Origin of the sequence: Catelliglobosispora koreensis DSM 44566, assembly GCF_000379685.1 — a bacterium.
Taxonomy (GTDB): Bacteria; Actinomycetota; Actinomycetes; order Mycobacteriales; family Micromonosporaceae; genus Catelliglobosispora; species Catelliglobosispora koreensis.
The window spans coordinates 134,336-158,681 of record NZ_KB903283.1 but is presented as its reverse complement, the minus strand read 5'-3'; the positions used below and the strand labels follow the sequence as shown (position 1 = coordinate 158,681).

General features: G+C 64.9%; 19 protein-coding genes and 1 riboswitch. Of the genes, 9 read left to right on the top strand and 10 right to left on the bottom strand.

Annotated elements, in window-relative coordinates:
- Nucleotides 1-161: 161 nt before the first annotated feature.
- From A3E1_RS42155 to rbsD, 4 genes are read left to right on the top strand one after another with little or no spacing between them, the layout of a single operon-like run.
- Nucleotides 162-2,528, top strand: coding sequence for a sensor histidine kinase (locus A3E1_RS42155; protein WP_083929649.1), 2,367 nt, complete (start codon nucleotides 162-164; stop codon nucleotides 2,526-2,528).
- Nucleotides 2,529-2,539: 11 nt separating this feature from the next.
- Nucleotides 2,540-2,977, top strand: a complete 438-nt coding sequence (locus A3E1_RS0126395) for a roadblock/LC7 domain-containing protein (RefSeq protein WP_020523795.1) — start codon at nucleotides 2,540-2,542, stop codon at nucleotides 2,975-2,977.
- A 19-nt stretch (nucleotides 2,978-2,996) separates the two neighbouring features.
- The gene (locus tag A3E1_RS0126390) at nucleotides 2,997-6,176 is read left to right on the top strand and encodes an alpha-mannosidase (protein WP_020523794.1); all 3,180 of its coding nucleotides are present in this window, start codon (nucleotides 2,997-2,999) and stop codon (nucleotides 6,174-6,176) included.
- Nucleotides 6,177-6,190: 14 nt separating this feature from the next.
- A complete protein-coding gene (gene rbsD / locus A3E1_RS0126385) occupies nucleotides 6,191-6,580 on the top strand; it encodes a D-ribose pyranase (protein WP_020523793.1) in 390 nt (129 codons plus the stop codon).
- Here rbsD and A3E1_RS0126380 read toward each other — a convergent pair.
- On the bottom strand, nucleotides 6,577-7,572 hold the full coding sequence (locus A3E1_RS0126380; RefSeq protein ID WP_020523792.1) for a LacI family DNA-binding transcriptional regulator: 996 nt from the start codon (nucleotides 7,570-7,572) through the stop codon (nucleotides 6,577-6,579). The genes rbsD and A3E1_RS0126380 overlap by 4 nt on opposite strands.
- Before the next feature lie 152 nt (nucleotides 7,573-7,724).
- On the opposite strand from A3E1_RS0126380, the gene A3E1_RS0126375 reads away from it, so the two are divergent.
- Together A3E1_RS0126375 and rbsK are read left to right on the top strand one after the other, a co-directional pair.
- On the top strand, nucleotides 7,725-8,345 hold the full coding sequence (locus A3E1_RS0126375; protein ID WP_020523791.1) for a KpsF/GutQ family sugar-phosphate isomerase: 621 nt from the start codon (nucleotides 7,725-7,727) through the stop codon (nucleotides 8,343-8,345).
- A complete protein-coding gene (gene rbsK, locus A3E1_RS0126370; protein WP_020523790.1) occupies nucleotides 8,342-9,265 on the top strand; it encodes a ribokinase in 924 nt (307 codons plus the stop codon). Before A3E1_RS0126375 ends, rbsK begins: the two co-directional genes overlap by 4 nt.
- Here rbsK and A3E1_RS0126365 read toward each other — a convergent pair.
- From A3E1_RS0126365 to A3E1_RS0126325, 9 genes are all read right to left on the bottom strand, one after another.
- A complete protein-coding gene (locus tag A3E1_RS0126365; protein ID WP_020523789.1) occupies nucleotides 9,262-10,584 on the bottom strand; it encodes an L-serine ammonia-lyase in 1,323 nt (440 codons plus the stop codon). The genes rbsK and A3E1_RS0126365 overlap by 4 nt on opposite strands.
- Before the next feature lie 60 nt (nucleotides 10,585-10,644).
- Nucleotides 10,645-11,889 carry a serine hydroxymethyltransferase gene (gene glyA / locus A3E1_RS0126360; protein WP_020523788.1) on the bottom strand — a complete coding sequence of 415 codons (1,245 nt, stop codon included), beginning with the start codon at nucleotides 11,887-11,889 and terminating at the stop codon, nucleotides 10,645-10,647.
- Nucleotides 11,886-12,233, bottom strand: a complete 348-nt coding sequence (gcvH, locus tag A3E1_RS0126355; RefSeq protein WP_020523787.1) for a glycine cleavage system protein GcvH — start codon at nucleotides 12,231-12,233, stop codon at nucleotides 11,886-11,888. Before gcvH ends, glyA begins: the two co-directional genes overlap by 4 nt.
- Nucleotides 12,234-12,244: 11 nt before the next feature.
- Nucleotides 12,245-13,306, bottom strand: coding sequence for a glycine cleavage system aminomethyltransferase GcvT (gcvT, locus tag A3E1_RS0126350; RefSeq protein ID WP_020523786.1), 1,062 nt, complete (start codon nucleotides 13,304-13,306; stop codon nucleotides 12,245-12,247).
- 147 nt (nucleotides 13,307-13,453) lie between these two features.
- Nucleotides 13,454-13,551, bottom strand: a riboswitch (glycine riboswitch).
- 68 nt (nucleotides 13,552-13,619) lie between these two features.
- A complete protein-coding gene (locus A3E1_RS0126345) occupies nucleotides 13,620-14,561 on the bottom strand; it encodes a hypothetical protein (protein WP_026208861.1) in 942 nt (313 codons plus the stop codon).
- A 70-nt stretch (nucleotides 14,562-14,631) separates the two neighbouring features.
- A complete protein-coding gene (locus A3E1_RS0126340) occupies nucleotides 14,632-15,072 on the bottom strand; it encodes an SRPBCC family protein (protein ID WP_020523784.1) in 441 nt (146 codons plus the stop codon).
- 64 nt (nucleotides 15,073-15,136) lie between these two features.
- Complete coding sequence (locus A3E1_RS0126335; RefSeq protein ID WP_020523783.1) at nucleotides 15,137-16,654, bottom strand: DUF4185 domain-containing protein; 1,518 nt, start codon at nucleotides 16,652-16,654, stop codon at nucleotides 15,137-15,139.
- Nucleotides 16,655-16,821: 167 nt separating this feature from the next.
- On the bottom strand, nucleotides 16,822-19,503 hold the full coding sequence (locus A3E1_RS0126330) for a GH116 family glycosyl-hydrolase (RefSeq protein WP_020523782.1): 2,682 nt from the start codon (nucleotides 19,501-19,503) through the stop codon (nucleotides 16,822-16,824).
- Nucleotides 19,503-20,591 (bottom strand): glycoside hydrolase family 172 protein, encoded by a 1,089-nt coding sequence (locus A3E1_RS0126325; protein ID WP_020523781.1) that lies wholly within the window; start codon nucleotides 20,589-20,591, stop codon nucleotides 19,503-19,505. Before A3E1_RS0126325 ends, A3E1_RS0126330 begins: the two co-directional genes overlap by 1 nt.
- A 265-nt stretch (nucleotides 20,592-20,856) precedes the next feature.
- Between A3E1_RS0126325 and A3E1_RS0126320 the strand changes: the two genes are divergently transcribed.
- The 3 genes from A3E1_RS0126320 to A3E1_RS0126310 all read left to right on the top strand — a co-directional run bounded on the left by A3E1_RS0126320 (nucleotide 20,857) and on the right by A3E1_RS0126310 (nucleotide 24,337).
- A complete protein-coding gene (locus tag A3E1_RS0126320; RefSeq protein WP_157631746.1) occupies nucleotides 20,857-21,987 on the top strand; it encodes a DUF4185 domain-containing protein in 1,131 nt (376 codons plus the stop codon).
- A gap of 52 nt (nucleotides 21,988-22,039) precedes the next feature.
- Nucleotides 22,040-23,368, top strand: coding sequence for an extracellular solute-binding protein (locus A3E1_RS0126315; RefSeq protein ID WP_020523779.1), 1,329 nt, complete (start codon nucleotides 22,040-22,042; stop codon nucleotides 23,366-23,368).
- Nucleotides 23,369-23,443: 75 nt separating this feature from the next.
- Nucleotides 23,444-24,337, top strand: coding sequence for a carbohydrate ABC transporter permease (locus A3E1_RS0126310; protein WP_020523778.1), 894 nt, complete (start codon nucleotides 23,444-23,446; stop codon nucleotides 24,335-24,337).
- Nucleotides 24,338-24,346 lie beyond the last annotated feature (9 nt).

Sequence of the window (24,346 nt, the reverse complement as noted above, 5' to 3'; positions counted from 1 at the left end):
GAGTTTCAACCCCCTACTGTCGTTAAAGGAGGGTTTACGGATTTGCTACCCGGGACTGGGTTGCTGCAACATTCTTGCTACCTGTTAGATGTATCAGGCAACTATGTCCGCTGAGGTAAATATTTGCCGCCATCATTGCAGCGGAGCAAGGTGAAGATCGCATGACTAGCAGGCGTCAACCAGAGCGATTCGCCATCGCGTCGCACCGCAGGCCCTCGGTGCTGAGACCGCGTGACTGGCGGATGCGCCGCAAACTGGCCACAGTCGTGCTCATCCCGCTGCTGGCGTTCCTGGTTGTCGCCGGGGTGCAGATCACCACCGCCGTCGGCACAGCGTCCGATCTGGACAAGTTCGCCCAGCGTGTGGCCACGGCCCGCCAGATCACCGCGCTGATACATGAGCTTCAGCGCGAGCGTGACCGCACAGCGGGCATGCTCGCCACACTCGGTATGCCGGGTGGTTCGCGTGACACGGCCAGCCTGGCTCCTGATTGGACCGCTGTGGACCGGGCACAGGAGGCGCTCCAGCAAGTTGAGGCGCAGCTGACCAACGACAGCGTGCAGGCCAAGGCTTATGCCCTGGCCACGGCTCAGCTCGCCGAGCTTGGCCACATCCGTGATGGTGCCGCCAAGGGCTGGCTGCGCCGTCAGGCCGCCTTTGACATGTACACCCGCACGATCGCCAGCCTGCATGCCCTGCTGCCCGTGCCCGCCGATGTCGCCGGTGACCCGGCGCTGGGCCAGACCGTGCGCGGGCTGACCAGTCTCGCACTGGTCAAAGAGCTGACGGCGCAGATCCGTGGCCGCCTGTTCATCGTGTGCAGCGCCGCAGGGTTCGAGCCGGGCGAATTCGAAGATGTCGTCGACGTGCGGGCGCAGCAGCAAGCCGCCACCGAACGATTCCGCCGCGAGGCGAGCGTGGAGCAACTGGCCCGCTTTGACGACACGGTCACGGGACAGGCTGTGCGTAATGCCGGCCGGCTAAGGCAGACCGTTATCGGCAACTCCGCCGTCACCGAGCTGGGCGTCGACGCGCAGCAGTGGTGGCTGGCCAGCACGACTGAGCTTGAGCTCATCCGTGCTGTCGAAGAGAACCTGATTTCCACTGCGGCACAAGCGGTCGCGGACGCCAGCGTCAGCCAATGGCACAACACGCACCTCGGGATCGTGGCCACGCTCGCGTTGCTGCTCGCGGCCGTGTCGGTGTCGGCCGTCGTGGGCCGGACGATCGCCCGGACGCTGCGCCTGCTGCGTAAGCAAGCGCTGGAAGTGGCCCAGCAGAAGCTGCCGCAAATGATTGAACAGCTGAGCCACTCGTCGGGCAAAGCACCGCCCTACCGGGTGGACCCAATTGCGGTCGGCACGCGAGACGAGATCGGCGAAGTCGCTGACGCGTTCACCGCCGTGCACCGCAGCGCGGTGCGACTCGCGGTTGAGCAAGCCATCATGCGGCACACCCTCAACGAAATCTTCGTCAAGCTCGCCCGCCGTAGCCAGGCCCTGGTCGAGCGTCAGCTCCGGCTGCTGGACACGATGGAAGCGGGGGAGACCGACCCCGATCAGCTGGCGAACCTGTTCCGCCTTGACCACCTCGCCACCCGCATGCGGCGCAACGACGAAAACCTGCTCGTGCTCGCGGGCAGCGATTCCAGCCGCCGGTGGAACCAGGCCGTTGAGCTCAACACCATCGTCTTCGCCGCCACGGCCGAGATCGAGCAGTACCCACGGGTGCGCCAGGATGTCATGCAGACCATCCACATCGTGGGGTACGCGGTGACCGACCTGGTCCACCTGACGGCCGAGCTGCTGGAAAACGCGGCGGCGTTCTCCTCGCCGGAAACCACGGTGGAGGTCAAGGGATCGTCCACTGCCGACGGTGGCGCCGAGCTGCTGATCAGCGACCACGGTTTCGGCATGTCGCGTGACATCATCGCCGAGGCGAACCGGCAGCTGGCCGAGCCGATGAGCATCAACATCTCCGCCGCCGAACGCATGGGTCTGGTCGTGGTCGGTAACCTGGCCCGGCGTCACGGCATCCACGTTGAGCTCACGTCACACAGCGATGGCATCACGGCCCGCGTCGCCATCCCGCCGAGGCTGATCGCGCCCGCACCGGCCGTGCCGGTGGAGGAGACCGAGCCCGCGAAGTGGCTGCGCTCATCCGGCACGGCCGAGGAAACCGTTGCCCCCGCTCGTAAAACCGTGGCCATCCGGGCCGAGGATGTCCTAGGCCCCGCCCGCCCGGGCGCGCCCAGCATCTGGTGGTCACGTGACGCCGCCGCGCAGCGCAAGGCATCGGCACCCAGCCCGGTCACCGCACAGCCAGCGAGCGTCGTCACGACCGCCGCGGGGTTGCCTAAACGCGTGCGTGCCACGCAGCCGTCCGTGACGATCGAGCTGGTGCCCGCGAGTGCCCCGCCAGCCAGCTCCCTTCCTGACATCGAGCCGGACGAGGCCGGTGGCATGCTGTCCCGTCTTTACAGCGGGGTCCGGCGTGCGCAAGAAGAAGACAGCACTTTGACCCACTGAAAGGGATTACCGTGGTAATCAGCAAGGCAGCCAACGACTTCAACTGGCTCATCAACGGATTCACGGAGCGAACCGCCGGAGTCGTGCACGCTGTCGTGGTTTCCGCCGACGGGCTGCTCGTGGCCGCGTCCGACCACTTGCCCCGCGATAGCGCCGATCAGTTCGCGGCGGTGACCTCGGGGCTCGTCAGCGTCGTGAAGAGCGCGGCACGCATCTTCGACGGTGAGGAGATCCGCCAGACCGTGGTGGAGATGGGCCGCGGTTATCTGCTGGTGATGTCCATCCGCGACGGTTCTATCCTCGCCACGCTCGCGGGGCAGGATGCCGACGTTGGCGTCATCGGCTACGAAATGGCCAAACTGACCAAGCAAGCAGGCGAAGTGCTCACCCCGGCGATCCGGGCTGAACTGCAGTCAGTTCTCCCGCCGACCCAGGCAGCGGTCGCCTGAGCGTGTAATCTCGCCATTCATGCATGACGACCGTGCTTCGGTGGAGGCCCGGCTGCGCCGGGTGCTTGAGGAACGCATCCGCCCGGCGATTTACCCGCAGACGGTTCCACTGTCGGTGGGGATGTGGGCCGCACCGGGCGAACCGGTCACGGTCGCGCAAGGCCTTGCCGCCGAGCGTGTTCCGGTCAGCGTCGGTGACGCGTGGGGTGCGCCGTGGGGGACGAGCTGGCTGACCGTGTCGGGTGAGGTCCCTGCCCATTGGGCCGGTAAGACGGTGGAAGCGTTGCTGGACTTGGGTTTCAACACCCACATGCCCGGGTTCCAGTGTGAAGGGCTGGTTTACCTGCCAGACGGCACGCCGGTCAAAGGACTTCACCCCAAGAATCAGTGGGTACGCATCGGAGCTCCCGTAACCGGCGGAGAACAGGTGCTGCTGCATGTCGAGGCGGCCTCCAACCCGATCGTGCTGGACTTCCCGCTGTTCCGGCCGACCGCTATGGGCGACAAGGAAACCGCTGGAGACGCGCCGCAGTACAGGCTGGCCCAGATGGACCTCGCCGTCTTCGACGAGACGGTCTGGAATCTGGTCGCTGACCTTGAGGTGCTCGGTGAACTGATGGCCGAGCTGCCCGCTGACGGGGCACGCCGCTGGGAGATCGCCCGCGCTGTCGAACGTGCACTGGACACGTTGGACCTTCAAGCGATCAACGCCACGGCGGCGGCAGCACGCGAGCAACTCGCTGCCGTGCTAGCCAGTCCAGCCGAGCCGTCGGCTCACCGCATCAGCGCCGTTGGGCACGCTCACATCGACTCGGCGTGGTTGTGGCCCTTGCGCGAAACCGTGCGCAAGGTGGCGCGCACAACGGCGAACATGACCGCGTTGCTGGCCGATGAGCCGGACTTCGTCTACACGATGTCGCAGGCGCAACAGTTCGCCTGGATCAAGGAACACCGGCCTGAGGTCTACGCCAAGGTGAAAGCCGCCGTGGCCGAAGGCCGTTTCGTGCCCGCGGGTGGGATGTGGGTGGAGTCGGACACCAACATGCCCGGCTCCGAGGCGATGGCCCGCCAATTCGTGCACGGCAAACGGTTCTTCCTTTCGGAGTTCGGCATCGACAATGAAGAGGCGTGGCTGCCTGACACGTTTGGCTTCGCCGCGGGCCTGCCGCAGATCATTAAAGCCGCCGGGTCGAAGTGGCTGCTGACACAGAAGATTTCGTGGAGTCAGGTCAACAAGTTCCCGCATCACACATTCCTGTGGGAAGGCATCGACGGCACCAGGATCTTCACTCACTTCCCACCCGTCGACACCTACAACTGCGCGATGCTCGGGCGGGAGCTGGCGCACGCGGCACGCAACTTCAAGGACAAAGGCAGGGCGCGGCATTCGATCGCGCCCACGGGATTTGGCGATGGTGGCGGCGGAACGACGCGCGAGATGATCGCGCGGGCGGCCCGGTTGCGTGACCTTGAAGGCTCGCCGATGGTGCGGTGGGAGTCGCCTGCGGCGTTCTTCACCAAGGCGCAGGCCGAGTACACGAATCCGCCGGTGTGGGTCGGTGAGCTGTTCCTGGAGCTGCATCGCGGAACGTTGACCAGTCAAGCCAAAACCAAGCAAGGCAACCGCCGCTGTGAGCACCTGTTGCGCGAAGCTGAGTTGTGGTCGGCGACGGCAACGGTCCAAAAAGGACTGCCGTACCCCTATGCGCAGCTCGACCGGTTGTGGAAAACGGTGCTGCTGCACCAGTTTCACGACATCTTGCCCGGCTCGTCGATCGCCTGGGTGCACCGTGAAGCGGAAAAGACCTACGCTGCCGTCGCCGCCGAACTCAACGGCATCATCGACTCGGCGTTGCGTGCACTGGCCGGCAGCCCAGACGGAATCGAGCCGACGTTGGGCGCACATGCTGGCTCACCGGGCGGTGTCGAGCCGGCACTGCACGCGCACGCTGGCGCGCGGGGTGGTTCGGTCGTGTTCAACGCCGCACCCCATGAGCGGCAAGGTGTCGCGGCCGGTGGAGGCCAGCCGGTGGCGGCTCGGAGCCGAGGTGGCGTCATGGATGAGCATGCTGCGGTTGTCGACGGCGTGCGTGCTTCTAGGGGTATCGCGGCGGACCGGGCTTGCGGGGCGTGTGCGCTTGTGGTCCTGCCCGACGGCGGCTGGCGTTTGTCCAACGGGCTGCTCGACATCACCGTTGACGGCCGAGGTTTGGTGGCGTCCGTCTTCGACGTCGCCGCGCAGCGCGAGACCATCCCGGCGGGCAGCGCCGCGAACCTGTTGCAGCTGCACCAGGACTTCCCGAACGCCTGGGACGCTTGGGATGTGGACGCCTTCTATCGCAACACAGTTGTCGATCTGGCCAATGTGGACAGTGCTGAGGTCGTGTCAGACGAGCCGTCTCAGGTGTCCGTACGGGTGACGCGTTCCGTGGGCTCGTCGAAGGTGGCGCAGACCGTCGCGCTGACTGCCGGTGCCAAGCGGCTGGACTTTGAGCTTGAGGTTGACTGGCGTGAACGGGAGAAGTTCCTCAAGGTGGCTTTCCCGCTGGACGTGCACTCCCACCAATACGCCGCAGAGACACAGTTTGGGCACGTGTTCCGGGCGACGCACACCAATACCAGCTGGGAGGCGGCCAAGTTCGAGGCGTGCAATCACCGGTTCGTGCACGTGACCGAGCCGGGCTGGGGTGCCGCCGTGGTGACCGACTCGACCTACGGCCACGACGTGACCCGCACCGCGTCGACGACGACCGTGCGGCTGTCGCTGCTTCGGGCGCCCCGTTTTCCTGACCCGCAAACCGACCAAGGGGTGCACCGGTTCCGCTACGCGCTGGTGCCCGGTGCCGGGATCGTCGATGCGGTCCGCGAAGGTTACCGGATCAACTTGCCGGAGCGGACCGTCGCGGGCAGCGCGCAGGTGCGGCCATTGGCCAGTGTGGACAATGACGCTGTCGTCATCAGTGCGGTGAAGCTGGCCGATGACGCATCCGGCGACGTGATCGTGCGGCTATACGAGGCTTGCGGTGGCCGGGCCGCGGCGACGCTGACGGTCTCGTTCCCTGTCGCGGGTGTCCAGGAGTGTGACCTGCTGGAACGTCCCTATCCGCACCGCGAAGCGGGGGAGGGCACGCGGTTGCGGTTGCGTCCTTTCCAGATGGTGACACTCCGGTTAAGCTCAGTCGTGGAAATCGATTACTGAGCTGGAGGCGTTTCATGCGCGCTAACGGGATCTGGCATCCGCGGCTAGCCCACCTCATTGCCGCGGCCGGGCACACGGACCTGATCGTGATCGCAGACGCTGGGCTTCCGATCCCGGCCGGGGTCGAGACCATTGATCTCGTGTGGGCGCAGGGAGAGCCGCGATTCCTGCCCGTGCTGCGGGCGGTGCTCGCTGAACTGGTCGTCGAGCGGGCCGTCACGGAGAAGGAAACGTCAGATAGCGAACTGCTTTCCGGCCTGGCCACGGCACTACAGGGTCTCGAGACCGACGTCGTGGGGCACACGGAGTTCAAGCAGATCACCGCTCGCGCCAAGGTCATCGTGCGGACCGGGGAGACCACGCCCTACGCCAACATCATCTTGCAGGCGGGAGTGCCCTACTAACCGCGCACGGAACTGTCACGCACCTTGAGCTGCGTGTGCAGCGTGACCGCTGACGTGGCCCGCGACGGTTCCGTGATTCGCTCGCTGAGCATGAGTGCCGCGGTGCGGCCTAGCTCGTAGGTCGGCTGGGCGACCGTGCTCAGCGATGGCCGCACGAGATGTGCCCACGGGATGTCGTCGAACCCGACCACGGCGATCTCGGCGGGCACCGGGATGCCCCGGTCGACCAAGCACTCGACCGCGCCGATCGTCATCAGGTTGTTCGTGGCGAACACGCCGTCGGGCCGGGCACCACTGTCCAGAAGCGACGCCATGGCGGCATATCCGCCTTCTTCGCGGAAGTCGGCGTGCCGCACGAGGTCAGTGTTGGCGGCGATGCCGTGTGCCTTGAGCGCTCGCTGGTACCCCCGAAGGCGGCGCATGGCGGTGGAAACCTTGCGCGGGCCGGTGATGCAGGCGATGCGGCGGCAGCCAGCGTCCAGAAGGTGTGCCGTGGCGGTCTCGGCCCCGTGCTCGTTGTCGACGAGCACGGTGTCGGCCGATACGCCGGGCAGCTCACGGTCGATGAGCACGACGGGGATGCGTGCCTGGATCAGCCGGTTCACGGTGGCCGCGTTGCCAGAAGGCGAGATGATGACGCCCGCCATTTTCTCGGCGAGCGCGGCGGCGACGTAGGTGCTTTCCTTTGCCGGGTCCTCGTCGCTGTTGCACAGCACCACCGAGAAGCCCGCCCGCTGAGCGACATCCTCCACGCCACGGACCATCGAGGTGAAGAACGGGTTGCCGATGTCGGAGATGATGACGGCCCACAGGGTTGTCTTGCTGCGGCGCAGATTGCGGGCCACGGCGTTGGGCCGGTAATCGAGTTCTGAGGCGGCGCGGTGCACCCGGGCAGCGAGTTCGGCATCCACCGTGGCGAGCCCGTTGACCACACGGGACACCGTCGCCGCCGATACGCCGGCTCGCTTCGCCACGTCATAGATGGTTGCCATTTGCTCCGTCCTCCGCTGGGGTGCCCCGATCATCTCAAACCGGCGGGCGGATGCGGCGCCGGATCGGCGGAACAGGAGTGTCAGCGGCGTTGACAACACAACAAGGAAACTCTACCGTCTTGAGAAATCGATTTCCTATCGGAGGGCCGCCTGTGGTTCATTTACCGGAGCTGAGCCTCAACGCGGCACGTGAAACGTTGCGCCGTGAGGCGGAAGCAGTCGCCGCCCTCGCCTCCCGCCTGGATGCGACCTTTACGGCCGTGGTGGACCTCATCGTGGCCTGCCCAGGCCGCATCGTGCTGTGTGGCCTGGGCAAATCTGGCCTCATCGGCCGCAAGATCGCCGCGACCCTGTCGAGCACGGGCACCCCGGCGGTGTTCGTCCACGCGGCCGAAGCGCTGCACGGCGACTCGGGGATGGTGGTGCCCGGCGACGTGATGCTCGCCTTGTCAGCCTCCGGCGAGACCGCTGAGGTGTGCCATGTCGCCCGGCTCGTGCTGGCGCGCGGGGTCAGCGTCGTGGCCCTGACCGGGGCACGCAACTCGACCCTGGGCAATCTCGCGGTACACGTGCTCGATGTTGGGGTTTTGCAGGAAGCCGATCCGCTCAACCTCGCGCCGACCGCGTCGACCACCGCGACGCTGGCGCTTGGTGACGCCCTGGCCTCAGCGCTGATGGTCCGGCGTGGCTTCACCGAACGTGACTTTGCTGGCTTTCACCCTGCCGGGTCCCTCGGCGCACGGCTGCTGCACGACACAGAGGAAACGAAGTGAACGACACCCCTCACGCCTTCGACGTCTGCGTCCTGGGCAGCTTCATGAAAGACCTTGTCGCGCAGGCGCCCAGGCGGCCCCAGCCCGGGGAAACGTTGCGCGGCAGCGGGTTTCGCGAGTTCCTCGGCGGCAAGGGGGTCAACCAAGCGGTCGCCGCGGCCCGCGCTGGTGCCCGCACAGCCATGATTGGCCGCCTCGGGACAGACCGTCACGGTGACGAGTTCGCCGAGATGCTCGCCGCCGAAAAGATTGACACGAGCCAGGTTCAGCGCGATCCGACGGCGGGCACCGGTGTGGGACTGCCCGTCGTGGAGCCAGGTGGCGGGAACTCCATCATTATCGTGCCGCGCGCCAATGACGCGGTGAGCCCCGCCGACATCGACGCCGCGGCGACACTTATCTCCTCCAGCAAGGTGCTGCTGGTTCAGCTTGAGCTTCCCTTTGAGACGGTCCTGGCCGCTTTGCACACGGCGCGTTCGCATGGAGTGACAACGATTCTGAACCCGGCGCCCTATCTGCCGTTGCCGGCCGATATCGCGGAGTTCGTTGACGTCATCATTCCCAATGAAGTCGAGGCCGAACAGCTGACCGGGCTGCGGTGTGACGACGACAAGGCTGAGCAAATCGCACGGTTGCTGGCTGACTCGCTGGCGCGGCAGGCCGCCGTCGTCACGCTCGGCAGCCGTGGAGCGGTGCTCGCTTCCGGCGGAGCGACGTCGTTCATCGCCCCATACGCGGTTGAAGCCGTTGACAGCACGGGTGCCGGCGACGCGTTCTGCGGTGCGCTGGCAGCCCGCCTTGCCGCCGGTGACAGCCTGTGGCAGGCGGCGACTTTCGCCTCAGCGGCCGGTGCGCTAGCGACCACCAAACATGGCGCGGTGCCAGCGATGCCTTACGCACACGAGATCCGGCGGGCCTAGCACTCGATGACGTTGACAGCGAGCCCGCCGCGTGACGTTTCCTTGTACTTGTCCTTCATATCAGCGCCGGTTTCGCGCATGGTCTTGATGACTTTGTCGAGGGACACGTGGTGCGTTCCGTCGCCACGAAGAGCCATGCGGGCGGCGGTAATCGCTTTGATCGCCGCGACCGCGTTGCGTTCGATGCACGGGATTTGCACGAGCCCGCCGACAGGGTCACAGGTCAGCCCTAGGTTGTGCTCCATCGCGATTTCTGCCGCGTTCTCCACCTGGTGTGGGGTGCCGCCTAAGACTTCGGCCAATCCGGCCGCGGCCATGGCGCAGGCGGAGCCAACTTCACCCTGGCAGCCAACCTCGGCTCCCGAGATGGACGCGTTTTCCTTGAACAGCACGCCAATGGCCGCCGCGGTGAGCAGAAAGCGGACCACTCCTTCATCAGTGGCCGAAGGCACGAATTTGCTGTAGTAGTGCAGGACCGCTGGCACGATCCCCGCCGCGCCGTTGGTAGGTGCGGTGACGATCCGGCCCCCGGCGGCGTTCTCTTCGTTGACGGCCAGGGCAAACAGTGTGACCCAGTCGGTGACCCGTAGCGGATCCGTGGCGTAAAGCTCGGACTCGAGTTGCTGTTTGAAAGCCGCGGCGCGGCGCTTTACCTTGAGACCGCCGGGCAGGACTCCTTCAGTGCGGAGTCCATTGTGGACACACTCCTGCATGACCTGCCAGATCCGCATGAGTCCCTGGTGCACCTCAGCTTCGGTCCGGCGAGTGAGTTCGTTGGCGAGCATGATGCCTGAGATCGGAAGGTCATAGGCCAGAAGCTGTGCGCCGGTGGTGAACGGGTAAGGCACAGCCGCGGTTTGCTGCCGCGGCTGGCTGATGGTCTCGCCGGTGACGAAACCGCCGCCGACGGAAAAATAGGTGCGCTTGCACAGGATCTCACCGTCTGCCGTGGACGCGACGAATGTCATCGCGTTCGGGTGCTCGGGCAGAGAACGGCGCCGGTGCAATACGACCTCCACCGCCACGCCGTTGATCTGGCCCTCTGACTTGAACTGAGCCGCGCGCTGGTCGGCGGTGGCGATGTCGACCGTTTCGGGGTCTTCGCCAGCGAGTCCCAGCAACACAGCCTTTTCGCTGCCGTGCCCGTGACCGGTGGCGCCGAGGGAACCGAAGAGTTCCGCGCGGATCGTGCCCGTCCGCGGCAGGTGACCGTCGTCTCGCAACCCGGTGATGAACAGGTTAGCCGCGCGCATCGGCCCTACGGTGTGAGAGCTGGACGGGCCGATGCCGACTTTGAACAAATCGAAGACGCTGATCATGCTGGCTCCAGGGATGGTGGTGGTTGCGGGCCGCCTGAGGGTTGGACGGCCCGCAACGGTTCAGCCGGGGTAGAGCCGGTGCCGGTTGGCTAGGGCGGTTACCCGTGCGCGCAAGGCTGTTTCGTCGTAGTCAGCGCGCAACGCGAGGGCGATTATGTCGGCCACCTCGCGGAAACTCTCGATGGTGAAACCTCGCGTGGCCAGCGCTGGCGTGCCGATGCGCAGGCCGGAGGTCACCATGGGTGGGCGTGGGTCGAACGGGACCGCGTTGCGGTTTACCGTGATTCCTATGCGGTGCAGCCGGTCTTCGGCTTGACGTCCGTCTAATGTGGACTCCCGTAGGTCCGCGAGCACGAGGTGCACGTCAGTGCCGCCGGTCAGGACGCGGATGCCTTCACCTTCCTCTTCGGACAGCCGCTGGGCCAGGATTCTGGCTCCCGCGACGGTACGCAGCTGGCGTTCCCGGAACTCGGGTGTCGCCGCGAGCCCGAACGCGACCGCCTTCGCCGCGATCACGTGCTGCAGCGGACCGCCCTGCTGGCCCGGGAAAACCGCGCTGTTGACGCGCTTGGCCAGATCCGGGTTGTTGCACAGGATCACGCCGCCGCGCGGCCCGCCCAGAGTCTTATGGGTCGTCGTGGTCACGACATCGGCGTGCGGCACCGGATCGGGGTGCAGCCCGGCGGCGACCAGCCCGGCGAAGTGGGCCATGTCCACCATCAGATAGGCGCCAGCCGCGTCAGCGATTTTGCGGAAGTGCGCGAAGTCCAGATGCCTCGGATAAGCCGACCAGCCCGCCACGATCAGCCGTGGTTTGTACGTGTGCGCCAGTTGCTCGGCTTGGGCCATGTCGACCAGTCCGTCGTCATCGCGAACGTGGTAGGCGACCGCCTGGTAGAGCTTGCCGGAGAAGTTCAGCCGCATGCCGTGGGTAAGGTGACCGCCGTGGGCGAGGTCAAGTCCCAGGATGGTGTCGCCCGGGTTGATGAGTGCCGCCATCGCCGCGGCGTTGGCCTGTGCGCCGGAGTGTGGCTGCACGTTGGCGAACGCGGCGCCGAAGAGCTTTTTGACGCGTTCGATGGCGAGTTCTTCGATGACGTCAACGTGTTCGCATCCGCCGTAGTACCGCTTGCCTGGGTAGCCTTCGGCGTACTTGTTGGTGAGCACCGAACCCTGGGCTTGCATCACCGCTAGCGGAGCGAAGTTCTCCGAGGCGATCATTTCCAGAGTGGACTGCTGGCGGTGCAGTTCGGCGTCGACGGCGGCGCTGACCTGCGGGTCGGCCTGAGCCAGGGGAGTCATCATGAGATCAGCTCCTGATACTCCTGTTCGGACATCAGCTGCGGGGTGTGGCTGATGGTCAGGCGGTAGAGCCAGCCTTTGCCCGCAGGGTCAGCGCCGATGAGACTGGGATCGGCCACCACTTCGCTGTTGACCTCGACGACCGTGCCACTGACGGGGGCGTAGAGCTCGCTGACCGACTTGGTGGATTCGACCTCGCCGCAGACCTCGCCCGCGGTCACCTCAGCGCCAACGGCTGGCAGCTCGACGTAGACGATGTCGCCGAGGGCGTCCGCCGCAAACGCGGTGATGCCAACGGTTCCGGCCGCCACGTCGACCCACTCGTGTTCTTGGCTGTAGAGAAGCATTGTCTAGCGTCCTAACGGGATCGGGTGTAGAACCGCGGGCTGGTGACGGTGAACGGCTCGGCGGTGCCGCGGATGTCCACGGCGGTCTCGGAACCAGTGCTGTAGCCGGTGCGCAGGTAGGCTAAGGCGATCGGCCGCCCGAGGGTCGGTGATGGCGCCCCGCTCGTCACCGTGCCGATCGTTTCGCCGCTGAGCGGATCAGTGACCACGTAGCCTTGGCGCGCACTGCGTTTGGCCTGCCCGGTAAGGCCAGCGAGCACGTGCTGCGGGCCTCGTACCGACTGTTCCGCCAGGGCCGCCTGCCCGACGAAACCACCGGGCTTGCCGAACGCGACCACCCGGCCCAGGCCCGCGTCGAACGGGGTGATGCCGAGGTGAAGTTCGTTGCCGTACAACGGCATTCCGGCTTCAAGCCGCAGGGTGTCCCGGCAGGCCAGACCGGCTGGGGTTGCCCCCGCTGCGGACATCAGCTCCCATAGCGCGACGGCATCGCTTGCGCCGCAATAGATTTCGAAGCCGTCTTCGCCGGTGTAGCCGGTGCGGGCAAGCATCACCTGGCGGCCCGCGATGGTGGCGGCCCGCCCGGCGTAATAGCGCAGCGATCCGGTGGGGGTGAAGCGCGCGAGAATGGACTCAGCGTCCGGGCCCTGCACCGCGATCATCGCGCGGTCCGTCGCCAGCACCGCTGGCGCGCCACGCTCTTGCAGCGCCTGGACGACCGAGCCGGTATTGGCGGCGTTGGCCACCACCAGGAACCAGTCAGCACCGAGCCGGTAGACGACGAGGTCGTCGAGAATGCCGCCGCCTTCGGCGCAGATCATGGTGTACTTCGCGGCACCGATGCCGAGGGCCGAGATATGGCTGGTGAGCGCGAAATCGAGGGCCTGAGCCGCATCCGGCCCGGCGACGTCGATCTGTCCCATGTGGCTCAGATCGAACAGGCCAGCGCTTCGCCGCACGGCGTGATGCTCGGCGAGCTCGCTGGTGTAGCGCAGCGGCATGTTCCAGCCGCCAAAGGGCGTGAATTTCGCGTCCAAGCAGGCGTGAACGCCGTGCAAGGGAGTTTGCTGCACAGGGAGGCTCCTTCGTCACTGAACCCCAAACGGGGTCCGATGTGGACGGTTTGCCTCCCCCTCTGTCATTGACCTGAGAGCTTCGCCGAACGGTGGCCGGCTTTCACCTTGGGTGAGACGCTTTCGCGCCTGCTTTTCAGAGTTCACCTAAACCAGGCGGTAATGGGGCCTGAGAGTTTTCGGGGAGTATTGCTCCTTCGGCGGCCCCGCGATTGTTGGTGCGGGACCTCTCCCGCCTGGTCTCAAAACGGTGAGGATATGAAGTTGTGGTGTAGCTGTGTGCGGCGAACGTAGCCGTGCCGCACAGCCGCTGTCAACCCGGGAGGATCGCTCTCGTTTTGATGACCACCCAAGATCCAATGGCGGTCGTAAGGATCACGGCAGCCAGGGCGCCCAGCGTGAGGGCGTCTGGATGCGTGACGGGCTGACCGCGCAACGCCTGCCAAGTCGCCAGCAGCACGAGCCCCGAGTATCCACACGCGACGGTAGTCACGAGTCTCACTCGCGTTCTCTCGTCGCGGAGCATGATTGATCTTTGGGCGAGCAGGCTGAGTCCGATGCCGCTCAGAAGGATCACTTGCAAACCGTGCAGCCCAAGGAAATGCGGCACCCGCAGATCGCCGCCGGTGGTGCTCCAGTTGGTCAGCGGCAGGCCTGGGCTCCCGTCGGGCACCCCGATGCTGTGCCCGGCCATCAGCGGCACCGCGCGGCCAGCCGCGTCGGCGGCCACCTGACCCTCGGTGGCGAACGCCATCAGCATCCCCACTCCCATTCCGGCAAGCGCCAGGAACAGGCCGGCGTGGATGGCACGGCTCGCCGTGCGGTCGCCAAGGCGCTGAAACCCCAGTATCGCCGCCATCGCGAGGTTGGTCAGAATGATGAAGTTGACCCCCATGCCGAAGACGGCGGAAATCTTGTCGTCAAATGGATCGGCCGACCCATTGAAATGGCTGAACGTTCCCCGGCCAGCCTGCAGGAACACGATGCTCACGTCGATGATGCCGCCTGCCACAGCGAAGATCGTCCCCAGCCACCACGTCCACCGGGAACCCTTGTGGGGCAACGAAAGCAGCCACGCTAGCGTCAGCGAGTAGAGGCCAAACGACACCGCGAACTTGAACGGCTTGAGCCAGATCGGCACGCCGAGCAGAGACCGCTCATCGGTGAAAAGCCCTACAGCCGACACGATCATCAGGATGGCCATGAATACGGTCACCAGCATGAGCGGCCGGTGCCATCGCAAGATGGAATTCATGTTTGTACGCTCTCGGCTCCCCGGATCGCGCACATTGATGTGCACACCCCAAATCGCCGTGGGGTAAGCCCTACCGTTCGAGGATGCTCTTGAGGGTGCCCAGATGGCGGCTTGTCGCCGCGCGAAGCAGGGGCAGGAACAGCGGGCCAAAGGCGCGGAAGGTGCCGTCGCCGGTGACCTCGGCGTCGAGGGTCATGCGGGTGCCTGCCCCGCCGGCGATAGGCTCAAACCGGTAGCGGGCGGTGAACGGTGTCAGTGACCGGATAGTTACCGCTGTCATGGACTCGCCTTCGCGGTATTCGGTGATCTCGATGCGCCCCAGGACCGATACACCGAGCAAAGTCGTGTCCGCCTGGTAGACCGTTCCCACCCCACCCCACGGCGGGCCAGACAAGATCCGTATTGCTCTTGTGCCCTTCCACCAGTGCGGATAGTTCCGTGGATCAGTCGCGTAGGCGAAAACCTTCCGGCGCTCTTGGTTGATCTCGACGGAAACGATCACTGATCCCATAGATTTCAATTTATCAAGACATGCCCCGGGGGGAGGAGGCCCCCGGGGCACGCCTCGCCAAGGGCTAAGCGCGGACGACGGCGAAGTCGTCGAGCTGCACCCACATGTCGCCGTTGTTGGTCCAGATCCCGGCGAACACTTCGACCGACGAGCGTGATCCGCTGTTGAAGGTCACTGTGTAACGCGTCCACTTGCCGACAGACTTGTAGTTGACCTCCGCGAACGGTGCGCCGCCGACGCTACGCACGCCTATGAAACCGTTGTCGTTATTGGACGAGGTGCGCAGCCAGCCGGTCAGCACATAGTTCGTGTGCGGGCTGACGGTGACGACCTGATAGACGTCATGCCAGCCGGAGTTGTAGCGCACGAAGGCGTTGCGGTCGGCCGTGAACGACCAGGTCCCGTTGTCGATGCCACAGTTGCCCCGGCACACCCACGGTGTGGACACGCTAGCCGTGGTTTGCCGTTCGAAACTGGGGTCGCGAACCAGGTTGGGGTTGCCGATCGTGCCGTCGGCGTTGAGGGTGATTTTGATCAGATAGGTGTTGTACGGCGTCCACTGCGACAGGGCCAGGTACAGGCTGGACCCTGACGACCACGGGTGCATGAATCCGCCGTAGAGACCGGGGTAGTCGGCGAAACTGGCCACAACGGACGGTGCGCTCCACGGTCCGGTGGGGCTCGTGGCTGACCGCAGGACGATGTCGCTGTCCTGCAGATAGGTCATCAGCCACTTGCCGGTGAAGGTGTTGTACTGCACGGAAAGTTCACTGACCGGGGCGGCGACGATAGCCGTGGCTTGCGTGTCGGCTCCGGTTTGCCAGGTGCTTCCCGTCCAGTACTCGTAAGCGCTCTTAGAAAGAACGGAAGCTTCGGGCACCCGCGACAGATAAGCCGCACCGTTGCGGCCGCTGGGAGTGCCGAACATGTAGACGTAGCCGGACCGCCGCACCATCGCGGTCATCTGGAAGTGGTTGTTCCCAGAAGGGTTGTCCCACTTGGGCCCGCCCGCGGTCACCCAGTTCTGGCCGTTGTCGTCGGAGTAGGCGATCGCACCGTAGTTGGTGTCCCAGGAGCCTGGAACTCCCCAATGCCGCACGGACATGTAGTGCATGTACTGGCGGTTGCCCACCGATACCCCGGCCGTTGGAATAACGGTGATTTCGACGTTGTCGATCTTCTGGCTCGGGATGAGTTCCTTGGCGTGCCCTGGAGTGTCGGTGACCGCGCTGCTGAAACTCATGCCGTCGGCGAGGTTGGTGTCGGTGCTGCGCAACAGGACCTGACTTCGCCAGTCGTTGCCGTTGGCTCCCGGGGGCGCCCAGGTGTCGCCAAACGTGTCGCCGAAGGCGGCAAGGATCTGGCCGCTTCCGTTGTCCCACATGATTCCTAGATCAGTGGCCTTGACCTTCCAGTTGACGTCGGTGGCACTGAGCGATCCCGGGCCGGTCAGCTTGCTGACCACAATGGCCGGTGAAAGTGCCGTCGTCGCGGCGGCAGGTGTCGCCGCCGTCAGCCCTTGCGCGATCAGGAACACGGCCGCGGCACCGGCCGCGAAACGTGCTTTCCTGTGGGTGTTCATCTGACTAACCACCTCCGGGCTTGGAGCGGAAATCGATTTCACGCATTGTGAGCCCGGTTTCGCGACGACGTCAAGGGTCAATATTGCCTGGAACCGTTGCGGCGCAACACCTTTGCCGGTGTGGCCAACGTGGCCACACCGGCGATAAGTGACGGATGTATGAGCGGTCAGCCAGTCTGCACGAGCAGAACTTGCCCTTTTACGAGCGTGATCCCGGCAGGGAACACAACCCTGGTCGCTGTCGAACCGCCTGCTTCGGACTGCGCCGCGGCGTGGGTGATGCCACTGGGGACGATTTCGGCGGCGCAGAGGTGGCCGTCAACGTGCGCCTGCGCCCTGGAGAACGTGACGCCGTCGAGGCGCAGGGAGAGCAGCTCGATGGTCCCGCCCGTGCATTCGAGGCGAAGCGCACCGTCCGCAACGGACACTAGTCCCCAGCCGGCGTTGAGTAGCACCGGCAACCTGTGCCCAGTTAACGCTGGGTGGTTCAGGGCGAGCATGGCTGAGTTGGCGTCGTGGCGCAGCCCGGCCATCGCGTCCAAGGCCGACCATCCGGCCATCGCGCGGGCGTAGTGGTCGCCGCACTCGATTTCGTTGAACGGGTTGCGGCGCCGCCCGTCGTATCTGGCCCAGACCGCCGACAGCAGCCGCCAGGCCTCCTCGCCCATGCCCTCAAAGAAACAATGAGCCGCGACTTGGTACTCAATCCCCGTCCACACCTCGTCGGCATACCTGGTCGGCACTTCGACTCGTCCACCGTTGGGCCAGCTGCACATCACGAGCCCGCTATCGTCGCCGTCGGCGAAAACGCGGTAGGGATGAGAGAAGTCACGGAAGCTGTTGCGGAAGTTGTGTTTGATGACGGCCGACAAAGCAGAGCGAACGTGGCCGGCTGGCAGCAGGTAACCCAGGTCGAGCAGATGTGCCCACCACTGCCCGATGAGCTGATCGGACAGGCAGCCGCTGACCCACTGGAATTCAGAGGAGTCACCAGGCAACAGCTTCTGCACGTAGTACTCGCCGTTGAAGAGTTCCTCGTCATAGCGGGCGCTGCCGCGCAAGAACAACTCCCGGTACTCCGAAGCACTCTTCGCGTCGTCAAGTAACAGAGCCATCTCTTCGGTGGCCCGTAACGCGGCGAGCCAGAACGTCCCCATATACGTGTTGAGCCCGGTCAAGTCGATGTCGTGAGTGCTGGGCTGAATCCCGGTCAGCACCCCCGTCGAGTCCGGATCCCACTTGCCCTGAACATGAGCCATGAGCCGCCGCACGTTGGGCCAGAACCGTTCCAGCCACTCGAGTCCGGCCCCGCCGCGGTATTCACGGTAGGTCTTCAGCACCGACCCGAGCATGCCGTCGAGCGCGGGCTCGGCTGGGCCGCCAATGAACTCGTCCCACAGCTGGCGCAGGTAGACCGGGGCGATGAGACGGTGCGGTATGTAGCCTTCGGGTGCCTGCATGATGTCGAACTCGGTAGCGCGCATGTCCCGTTCAAGCGAGGGGAACACCCGGGCGGCCGCTTGGGCGTAGTTCCACACGTGGGTGCAGTTCAGTGGACACGACCCACCCACTTCACCGGACCACATGACGCTGGATGCGCCGAGCACGCCTTCGAAGCCGTAGAAGCGGCCGTCAGCGCCCCGGAAACAGGTCGGGCTGCGGGGCAGTGACAGCTGAGCCGCCAGGTGCCGCACGGCCCGGTCGTCCAATGTGGACGACGCGAGAGTGGACGTCCACGACAGTGACTCGGACCGCAACGACGCAAAGCCCGAAGTTACCTCCCGCAGCACCTCGACCGCGTCGGCATACCGGGTCGTGTAGTGGTTGCCGAGCCAGAACTTCGACTGCCCCCACTCGGGCCGGTCCGGCCCGAACTGCTCGAAGTTGACGTACCGGTTAGGAAACGTCCAGCAGATCGCGATCCTGATGACTTTTTCTTGCCCGGGCTGAAGGTCAAACGGCACCGCGAAACCCGCGTTCCACGTCGCGCCAGGGGGACTGGCACCGACATAGGGCGGGCGGCCCTGTCGTTGCGGGTCGGCGATGCGGGCGCCCGGCGTGATGCGGCCAAGGCCCGAACCGAGTGCCCGCGTGGCAAGGAACGTCATGAACTCGTCGATGGTGCGCCATTGCAACAGCGCGGGTGCGCGGTCGTCGTCGGTGGCGAGCACCATCTGCCCAGCGGCCGAATCGTCGGGCGCGAGGGTGTTGTTTTCCAGCACAAGCGAGGTCCACCCGGCGCTGCGGTGCAGCCGGTTGGTGTTGCCGCCGTAGCCCGCGCCGTGCACGCCGTCGATCGGGCTGAACCCGTTCCAGCCCACCGCGTTTTGCAGGGTGGCGCCAAGGCTGCCATGAATCGGGTGCGGGTCGGTGTTGACGATGCGGAAGGTGAACAGCGCGGCGGGCAGCGAACTGGCGTCGGCGTCCAGCGGAACGAGCGGCGTGAACGCCTCCACGCTGACCCGCACCGGCAGAGCCTCGTCCACGTAACGGACCGTCGCGAAAGGATAGGTGCCGCAAAATTCCGTGGAGGTAACGCCGCCGAAGCGGGCGATGGCTTCGCGCTGCCAGTCAGGGATCACGTCGTCGGTCACGAGCGGGGTGGCTGTGCTAGCCGCTGGCGGAACCGCTTGCAGGATCCGGATGACGTCGACCGGTGGTTCGATCCTGGTGGCCCGTAACGCGAAGAAGGAGGCTGGCAGCGTACCCCCATGGTTTCCAAGGTTGTGTAGTTGCCATTGGCGCAAGCCGCCGTCGGCGCCGAGGGCGAGATTGCCGGTGCCGATTCCCCCAAGTGGCATGGCGATGTGAGGGCCGGCAACGGCTGCGGTGCGGTAGGGGACTGTCATCAGGTCAGCGGATCCATCGGAGCGCCAAACACGGCGAGGTCGTCGGCATCGGGCAGGACGGGACGGCGAGTGGCCGGACGGTCCAAATAGAACAGCGCGGTCGAGGCGATGTCGTCTTGCAGCGGCTGATAACGCCCCCGCGACTTCCAGCCCAGGGCCTGAATGTCCACGCGCAGATCGGTGTGGAAGTGGACCGGGTCGGCGGTGTGCCAGCGGTACATGCCGAAGCGCTGCTGGCTGTAGTAAAGCCCGTCGGGCTTGAGAACCTGGTGCAGCCCAAGGTAAGGCGTGCTGTAGGTCGTGTAGCCGTTGCCCGGCACGTCAAAGTTCCAGGCGCCGCCGAAGTAGTCCTCGGTGCCGGTGCCGCAAATGGTGGGGTAGTCCGTGTCGCCATCGAGATACATCTTGAGTTCGCCTTCGCCCCACCAGCCGGGACGGTTGACGCCCCAGGCCATGTAGGTGCCGACGTATTTCCCCGCGCCCTCGACGGTGTCGAGGATCAGGTGCGTTGTCTTGTCGGGCAACGGATTGCTGCGCCGGAACTGGGCATGCAGGTAGCCTGTGCCGGCCGGGACGTCCACATTGGTCTCATACGTGAGCTGGTAGTAGACGATCGCTGGCTCAGGGGAGAGGTTCTCGATTGTCAGGCGGGCCGCACCGGCGAAAGGCATGGGCCAGTAGGAGTTGAAGCCGCCGTGGGGATTGGCGGCGATGACGGCGGAACTGAGCTGGGCGAAGGTGCACCAGCCCTGACCGAAGAAATCGCCGACGGGAACCTCGATGGCTGGCTGCTCGGCGCCGTCCCAGTACGCGCGCAGAATGAGGCTGCGCCAGTTGTTGCGGTGGGTGGTCATCCACAGGTGCGTGATGACAGCTGGGCCATCGATGGCCGCTAGCTCAAACGTGGCGTTGCCATCGATCTGCACGCTGGGCGAGATCTTCCAGCCGGGGCCGAGGTCGACGGCGCAGTTCTTGCCGGTGCCTTCGGTCGCGCGCCCGCCGCCTCCTTTGGCGCCGCCGAAGTTTTCCGGGCTGATGGAACGGGTGTGTGCGGTGCTTAAGACGGCCAGATTGCGGATATCAGCCACGCCTGCCTCCAGAGACGGTCAGCGGTTTTCTACCGGCTGCTGGCGCCCGAGCGTATAGCTCAGAAATCGATTCCGCAACCTTGGGCTAAGGCCCTCGATGATCTCTAGTAGCCCTGGTAGAGCCGGTTCTCTTCCCCGCAGAATACCGAGCCCGGCCGTGGCCAGGAGGTGTTCGCTCAACTCGTTACCAAGGGCCTATTGACACCTTGGGGGTACGCCGTGGAAACTTCCGAGAAATCGATTGCTCAAAAGCTGGGAGCTTGACGTGGCGTGGTCTAAGCCGACAAGGCGGGCAGCCCTGACCGGGTGTCTGCTGGTGCTCACGGCCGCCGCGATGCCCGGCTGCACGCGTGGCGAAAAGCCGGGAGAGCCGAGGATGACCGCACCTTTCCTGTTCCAAGGCGTGACGAATGTCCGTGAGGTCGCCCAGGTCACCGGGCCGGCCTCGCCCAACCGCACGGACCGCTTCCAGATCGCCGGAACGGACCTCGGGTCGATGTTCAAGGCGAACGGCAAGACCTGGTTCGTCTTCGGCGACACGTTCGGCCAGAGAGCCGAAGGCATGACCGGTGGCGGTGGCACCCAATGGCGCTCCAACGTCCTGGGCTACAGCACCGACGTCAGGCCCGCCGACGGGATCGTGCTCGACGGTTTCATCACCGACGACACCGGTGCCGCCAAGGAACTCATCGGGTCCAAGAAACAGGACTACGACGAGATGACCTGTATCCCCACCTACGGATTCACCGCGAACGGGGCCATGTATCTGGCGTTCATGTCGGTGTATCACTGGGGCGAGCCAGGGGAGTGGGAAACCAACCACTCCGGTCTGGCCCGGTCCACCGACAACGGGCAGAACTGGGTCGTGCTGGACTCGCCGCGATGGGCCGGGGACAGCAACTTCATCCAGGTCAGTGTTCAGCAGATCGGCTCAGAGCTGTTTTTCTGGGGCGTGACGCACGGCCGCTTCGGTGGTGTCCAGCTCATGAAAGTCCCCGAAGCACAAGTCGAAGACGCCAAGGCTTACCGGTATTTCACCGGAACCGGCAGCGATAACCAGCCGGTCTGGAGTGCTGACGCGGCCGAGGCTATGACGATCGTCAAATCGACGGTGGGCGAGTTGTCGGTCGTGCACAACAAATATCTCGACCGATGGATCATGACGTATACGCACGGCGGCGGAAATGGCGCGGAGATCCGCGAAAGCGCCACCCCGTGGGGCCCGTGGGGTGAAGCCTTCCAGCTCGTCTCCCCTCAGGCCGTCCCCGGCCTGTACTCCCCGTACATGCACGCGGATTTCACCAGCGCTGACGGACGCACCATTTACTTCACGCTGTCGAAGTGGGATCCCTACAACGTGTACTGGTTCCAGGCCGACCTGATCAAAGGCGAATAGCGATCAATTATTATGCGAGCCCAACGTCCTGGTCTCGCTTCTAGGAGGGCAAATGCGTCACATCAGGATGCGCGCCGCAGCCGTGTTGGCTGCTGTGGTCGCCGCTTCCGCCGCGCTGGCCGGATGTTCGTCAGGTTCCGGCGAAGATGACGGCGTCGCCAAGGTTACGTTCTGGCAGCAGAAGTTTGAGGATTACCAGCAGGCCTGGTTCAAGAAGGCGGTCACCGACTTCAACGCCAGCCAGTCCAAAGTCAAGGTTGAGCTCGTGGTCGTGCCTTCGGACACGTGGGACCAGAAGCTCAAGGCGGCACAAGCGGCCGGCACGCAGCCCGACGTGGCGACGACCAACTATGGCCGCATCGTTCCCGGTGCCACCGAGGGACAGTTCGCCGTTTTGGACGATCTGATGCCCGCGAGCGCCTTCGCCGACATCAAGGACAACGTCAAGGGGTTCGTTACCGTCGGCGGTAAGCACTACGGCTACCCAATGCTTGTTGAACCGTCCACAGTGCTTTATTACCGTACCGACCTGGCGACCGCGGCCGGGCTGGACCCGAAGTCGCCACCGAAGACTTGGGCCGAGTTGCTCGACTGGTCGCGCAAGCTGACCACCGACAAGGTCAAGGGCATGACGATCGCGTCCAACGGCATCGACCTCGGCTGGTCGAGCTGGGGCTTGCAGTACAACGCTTGTGGCAAGCTGCCGATCGCCAGCGACTGGTCCAAGGCCGCCGCGAATGAGGCGTGCTACAAGGATCTGCTCGACTTCTACCGCACCTTGTACCAGGAGAAGCTGATCCCACAGCAGCCAAAGGTGGGCTACCCCGACGCGGCGCCTTACGGTGGCGGCGAAGTGGCCATGATGGCCAACGGTTCCTGGGCGATCGGGCAGCTGAAGAACAGCTTCCCGCAGCTGATCGCCAAGACCGCTGTCGCGCCGTTCCCGAGCCGTGATGGGGATGCCAGCAAGACGACCGCGACCCTCGGTGGCTGGACGCTCACGGTGGACAGCAAGTCCAAGCAACCTAAGGCCGCCGGTGAGTTCATCAACTGGCTGCTGGCTGGCGACGCCAAGCTCATGTCGAGCTTCTTCAAGCAGAGCGGCTACTCGAAGTTCACCGTCCGCAAGTCGGTCGACGCCGATCTGGCCACCGACGCGGACGCGACGGCCGATCCCTTCATGAAGATCATCGCTGAGAAGATCGTGCCGCAGGGCAAGTCGGAGCCGAACTACCCGTGGGACGTGTCGCTCGCGATGGGAACCGCGATCGAGTCGGCCATGAAGGGAACAGCGACCGTTGACGCCGCTTTGCAGACCGCTGACAAAGCGATAAACACGGTCATCGAAAAGCAGGCACTGGCTGGTAAGCAGCCTAAGTAGAGGCGTCGGCGGGTGGCGCGCCGGTCTTGTGACGGAGCCGCCGCACCACCCGCCGGCTTGTGAAGGAGGTCAGACATGCAGCGCACCGCCAAACATTTGCGGTCCGGGCTCACCGCCTACCTGATGATCGCGCCGATGGTGATTCTGCTGGGCATCTTCGTGTTCTGGCCGCTGATCTACTCCATCTACCTGAGCATGCACCGCATCAGCTTCTACAAGGACCCGGCGTTCGTCGGTTTCGACTTCTACAAATACGTGCTCACGGACCCGAACTTCTGGGACACCATGCTGACCGGCCTGAAGTACGCGCTGTTCGTCGTGCCAACGGGAATCGTGATCGCCCTGATCGTGGCCACATTCCTGAAGAACCTCAACGGGCGCCCGGCAAGCATCATGAAGACCACGGTCTACGTGCCCACGGTGGTATCCAGCGTGGTGGCCTCCATCATCTTCCTGTTCATCTATCAGGACGAAGGCCTCGCCAACTGGTTCATGGGTTTCCTCGGCGTGGAGGCGGTGAACTGGCTCAACAGCCCGGGACTGGCCCTGCCCGCGATCGCGGTGCCGGGAGTCTGGCTCGGCTTGGGCATCTCCACGCTGATCCTGCTAGCCGCCATGCATGACATCCCGGCGAACTACTACGAGGCCGCGGCCCTTGACGGGGCAAGTGCCTGGCAGCGCATGCGTTACATCACGCTGCCGAACCTGAAGAACGTGCTGCTGTATCTGTTCGTCACCGGATTCACGCTGGCGATACAGGAATTCCAGCTTCCGCTCATCATGACGAATGGTGGGCCGGTCAACGCGACCACGACACCAAACCTGTTCATCTTCCGCAGTTTCCGGGACAACACCGAGTACGCGACGAGTTTCTCCCTGGCGGCATCGCTGCTGTTGTTTGTCGCGTTAGGACTGATCTCGCTGCTCATCTTCAAGCTCGTCAAGTCAGACAAAGCCCTGGACAGCTGAGGGGATTGG